A 5,000-nucleotide genomic window follows, 5' to 3' on the forward strand; every position below is an offset into this window, starting at 1 on the left:
GGCGGCCGCCGCGAGGACCGCCGCGACGACCGCGAGCCCGTTGGGCCGGGCGGCGCCCGCCAGCGCGGCGAGCGCCCCCGCCGCCGCCCACCGCCCGGTGAGGACGGCGTACAGCGCCCAGGCGGCGCAGGCGGTGAGCACGGGTTCGGTGTACGCCATCGACAGCACGACGCTGTGCGGCAGCAGCCCCCACAGCACGACGAGGGTCCGGGCGACGGCCCGGCCGTGCAGCCGGAGCGCGACGGCGTGGATGCCCCAGGCGGCGACCGCCGCGGCCGTCCAGGAGACCAGCAGCCCCGCCCAGGTGCCGGTGAGCGGCAGCACGCTGGTCGTGACCCGGATCAGCGCGGGGTAGAGCGGGAAGAACGCGAGGTCGCTCTGGACGGTGCCGTCCGGCCAGTACAGGGTGCGGCCGTACCCGTGCGCGGCGATCCCCAGGTACCAACGGGAGTCCCAGGACCGCCCGAGCAGCCGGAGCGGGTCCTGGCCACCGGCCCGCGCGGCCACGGCGACGGCCGCGGCACCGGCCAGCCGCACGGCGAGGAAGAGCACCACGGCACCGAACGCCCCGGTCCCCGCCCGCCCCGGGCGCTCACCGCCCCGCTCCACGACGACGGTACGGGCGGGCGCGCTGACGCGGGTGGCTGCGTGGGTCACAGGGGCATGCTGCGGTTGCGGGGGGCGGGGCGCGAGCGGGGGGAGGCCGGGTGGGTGACGGGGCCGGGCGGCGAGGGCCGGGCGGCGGTCAGGCCGCGAGCGTCCTCAGGCGCCGCGCGGCGTCTTCCAGGACGGCCGTCCGCTTGCAGAACGCGAACCGTACGAACGGCGCGCCCTCCTCGCGGTGGTCGTAGAAGACGGCGTTCGGGACGGCGACGACGCCCGTGCGTTCCGGCAGGGCGCGGCAGAAGGCGAAGCCGTCGTCGAGGCCGAGGGGGCGGATGTCGGTGGTGACGAAGTACGTGCCGGCCGGGCGGAAGACGCCGAAGCCCGCCTCCGTGAGTCCCGCCGAGAGCAGGTCCCGCTTGGCGCGCAGGTCGTCGCGGAAGCCGGTGAAGTAGCTGTCCGGCAGTGCGAGCGCCTCGGCGATCGCGTACTGGAACGGGCCCGCGGAGACGTAGGTCAGGTACTGCTTGGCCGAGCGTACGGCCGTGACCAGGGCGGGGGCGGCGGTGATCCAGCCGACCTTCCAGCCGGTCAGTGAGAACGTCTTGCCGCTGGAGGAGATGGTGACCGTGCGCTCGCGCATGCCGGGGAAGGACGCCAGGGGGATGTGTTCGGCGTCGTCGAAGACGAGGTGCTCGTAGACCTCGTCGGTGACGACGAGGAGGTCGCGTTCCACGGCCAGCTCGGCGATCGCCGCCAGTTCCGGGCGGGTGAGGACGGTGCCGGTGGGGTTGTGCGGGGTGTTGACCAGCAGCAGTCGGGTGCGGTCGGTGACGGCGGCGCGCAGTTCGTCGAGGTCGAGGCGGAAGGCGTCGCCCTCGGCGGTCGGCCGCAGGGTGACCGGCACGCGCGTGCCGCCCGCCATCGCGACGCAGGCGGCGTAGGAGTCGTAGTACGGCTCCAGGGCGATCACCTCGTCGCCGGGCTCGACCAGGGCGAGCAGCGCCGCGGCGATGGCCTCGGTGGCACCCGCGGTGACCAGGACCTCGGTGTCGGGGTCGTAGGACAGGCCGTAGTGGTGGAGCTGGTGCGCGGCGATCGCGGCGCGCAGCTCGGGGACGCCGGGCCCCGGCGGGTACTGGTTGCCGCGCCCGTCCCGCAGCGCCCGTACGGCCGCCTCCCGGATCTCCTCGGGCCCGTCCGTGTCCGGGAACCCCTGCCCCAGGTTGATCGCCCCGGTCCGCACGGCCAGGGCCGACATCTCGGCGAAGATCGTCGTCCCGAACTCGGCGAGCCGGCGGTTGAGAAGGGGTCGCGTGCTGGAGGTCATGACGGCCATCCTCCGCCGAACCTCTGGAGTTGCTCAACTCTGCTTTGGCGCGTCGCGGCCGAGGGCATCTCCCGTGCACGCAGCGAGCGAGGCACCCACGGGGGGTTGCTTCGGGCGGGCTCCCGGGGTGGGTTCCCGGGGCAGCCGGCTCGGGCGTCGTGCATCGTAAGGGAGGGTGACGCCATGATCATCGGCATCATCGTGGCAGTGATCGTCATCGCGGCCGTGGCCCGGGGGATCTCGGTCACGCGCCGGGGAGCGCGCGCCGGGGGTACACGCGGGCACACGCGCGGCCGTTGGGCCGGTGGAGGCGGCGGTGACGCCGGGGGCGGCGGTGGCAGCGGCAGTGACAGCGGCAGCTGGTGGGTCGGCGGGGGCGACGGCGGTTCGTCGTCCGACGGTCACCACGGCGGTCACTCAGGAGGCGACTCAGGGGGGCACTCCGGTGGCGGCGGCCACTCCTGCGGGGGCGGCTCCTCCTGCGGCGGTGGCGGTGGCGGATGCGGTGGAGGAGGCAGCTGACACGGGGCAGCCGAGCTTCTCCGAGGGGGAACCGCATCCCCCGGCCAGGGTCCCGCCCGGACGGCCGGGACCGGGCCCCGCACCGAGCGTCCGCCGGGCAGCGCGCCCGGCGGACGCTTCTCGCGCACCGGCGCGCACTGTGCGGGGAAGGCGCACGCTGTGGTTGAACAGTTGAGCTGTGGAGCCCCCCGAGGGATGGAAATACCACGAAGTTGGGTAAAAACGCTGTGGCGCGGCCACCGTCCATGATTGCCTCTCATTCGCCCAAGCAGCCCCCCGGACCGTCCTGCGGACCCCTCCTGACCGGCCGACTGGGCCGGCTGTGACAGGGCCGCACCTCCCCGGCACGACCGGGACACGCAGGACCCCGCCCCTTCCCCCCTTGTGTGCTTGCGGAGCCCATCCATGCTCACGACCCTGAACACCGCCTACACCGACACGCGCGCGGCCGATCTCGCCTGGGCGCTGGGCCGGGAGCCGCTTCCGGCCCTGGCCACACTCGAAGTCGAACTGGCGAACGCCGCACTTCAGTTGAGACTCCTCGGCGCCTCCCATCAAGTCCTCCTGGAGGAGGAGTGGGGCACCTGCTCGGAGACGGTCGCGTGCATCCCGGGCAGCCGCACCCCGCTGCCCCTGGGCGTCGCCAAGCGGGTCGGCGACTGGGAGTACGAGTTCGCCGCCCACGTCGAGCTGCTGACCCCGGACGCCTTCGCCGACCGCGCGCGGGAACTGCTCGCGCTCGTAGGGGACCACCCGCACGGACTCGTCGGCGTCTTCCCCGGCAGCCCGCACGCCTTCACCGCCCTGCTGGCACAGACCAACGAAGGCCAGGTGCACTGGCGCACCTGGCACGCCTACCCCCAGGAGGGCCGCCTCGTCGCCACCCGGACCCGCGTCGGGGCCTGCGCCGAGGCGTCCGCGCTCACCCCTTCAGGTGCGTGCGCGGGATAAACCCCCGAGCCGGAGTGAACGACAAGTCCACACGTGTGGGTGACCCAGCGGAGCGTGGGAGTGACGTAACGTCACAGGGTGATCGAACCGCAGGCGCCCGCCCCGCCCGGCCCCAAGCCGCCCTGGGACGGTCCGGGCGGCCCACGCCCCGCCCCCGCGCCGCTGCCCGTGCGGCCGGCCACCGGGCGGTTCCTGGTCCTCGCGGGCGTCTTCGTCTGCGCGGCCTGCGGGCTCGTCTACGAGCTGGAACTCGTCGCCGTCGCCTCGTACCTGACCGGCGACTCGGTCACCCAGGCGTCCATCGTCCTGTCGGTCATGGTCTTCGCGATGGGCATCGGCTCGCTCGTCGCCAAGCGGGTACGGCGGCTCGGCGCGGCCGGTTTCGGCGCGGTGGAGACCGCGCTCGCCCTCGTCGGCGGATGCAGCGCGATGGCGCTGTACGCCGTGTTCGCCTGGACCGGCGGCCGGGGCGGCTGGTGGTCCGACGCGCCGCACGTGCTGCTGGTCGCCTTCTCGCTCACCATCGGCCTGCTGATCGGCGCCGAGGTGCCGCTGCTGATGGAGCTGATCCAGCGCATCCGGCGCCAGGACGTCGGCGGCGCCGTCGCCGATCTGTTCGCCGCGGACTACGTCGGTTCGCTCGTCGGCGGCCTCGCCTTCCCCTTCCTCCTCCTGCCGTTCTTCGGCCAGTTGAGCGGCGCGCTCGTCACCGGGACCGTCAACGCGGTCGTCGGCGCCGCGCTCGTGCTCGGCCTGTTCCGGCGCGACCTGAGCCGCCGCTCCCGCCGGCTGCTGCTGACCGCCAACATCGTCGTCATCGCGCTCCTCGCCACCACCGCCGTCCTCGCCGACGACTTCGAACGCGCCGCGCGGCGCGCGATGTACGGCGACGACGTCCGGGTGGCCGTCCGCACCGACGTGCAGGAGGTCGTCGTCCTCGGCGACACCGACGGCCACCCCCTCGACCTCTACCTCGACGGGCGGCTGCGCGTCGACGGCGGGGACGAACGCCGGTACCACGAGGCGTTGGTGCACCCCGCCATGGCCGGTCCGCACGCGCGCGTGCTGATCCTCGGCGGCGGTGACGGGCTCGCCGCCCGCGAGGTGCTGCGCTACCCGGGGGTGCGGCGCGTCGAGATCGTCGAGGTCGACGCGGAACTGTCCGGGCTCGCCCGCACCGACCCCGGACTGGCCACCCTCAACGACCACGCCTACGGCGACCCGCGCGTGCGCGTCACGTCGGACGACGCCTTCCACCGGCTGCGGCGGTCGCCGGTCGCCGCGTACGACGTGGTCATCGCTGACCTGCCCGACCCGGGCGTCACCGCCGGGACGAAGCTGTACTCGCAGGAGTTCTACGGGCTCGCCCGCCGCGTGCTCGCCCCCGACGGGCGGATGGCGGTCCACGCGGGGCCGTACGCCGCGCGGCCGGAGGTGTTCCGGACGGTGGAGTCGACGCTGCGGGCGGCCGGGCTGCGGACGGCGGCCTATCGGGTCGGCGGCCGCACGACCGGTACGGGCGGTGACTGGGGGTTTCTGCTGGCGGCCCGCGTCCGGCCGGTGCCCCGCCTCGACCCGCGCGGGCCGCGGCCGG

At 74.6% G+C, this 5,000-nt stretch carries 4 protein-coding genes; 2 read left to right on the top strand and 2 right to left on the bottom strand.

Annotation, left to right across the window (positions count from 1 at the left end):
- Positions 1-657, bottom strand: a 657-nt coding sequence (locus tag UW392_RS14215) for a mannosyltransferase family protein (protein ID WP_414496111.1), incomplete at its 3' end; no start/stop codon positions are given.
- An 88-nt stretch (positions 658-745) separates the two neighbouring features.
- A complete protein-coding gene (locus tag UW392_RS14220; protein WP_320775327.1) occupies positions 746-1,942 on the bottom strand; it encodes a pyridoxal phosphate-dependent aminotransferase in 1,197 nt (398 codons plus the stop codon).
- Between the two features lie 918 nt (positions 1,943-2,860).
- Between UW392_RS14220 and UW392_RS14225 the strand changes: the two genes are divergently transcribed.
- Positions 2,861-3,406, top strand: a complete 546-nt coding sequence (locus UW392_RS14225; RefSeq protein ID WP_320775328.1) for a DUF2617 family protein — start codon at positions 2,861-2,863, stop codon at positions 3,404-3,406.
- A 78-nt stretch (positions 3,407-3,484) separates the two neighbouring features.
- On the top strand, positions 3,485-5,000 hold a 1,516-nt coding region (locus UW392_RS14230; RefSeq protein ID WP_320775329.1), incomplete at its 3' end, for a polyamine aminopropyltransferase.

Source organism: Streptomyces sp. CRN 30, assembly GCF_034105845.1.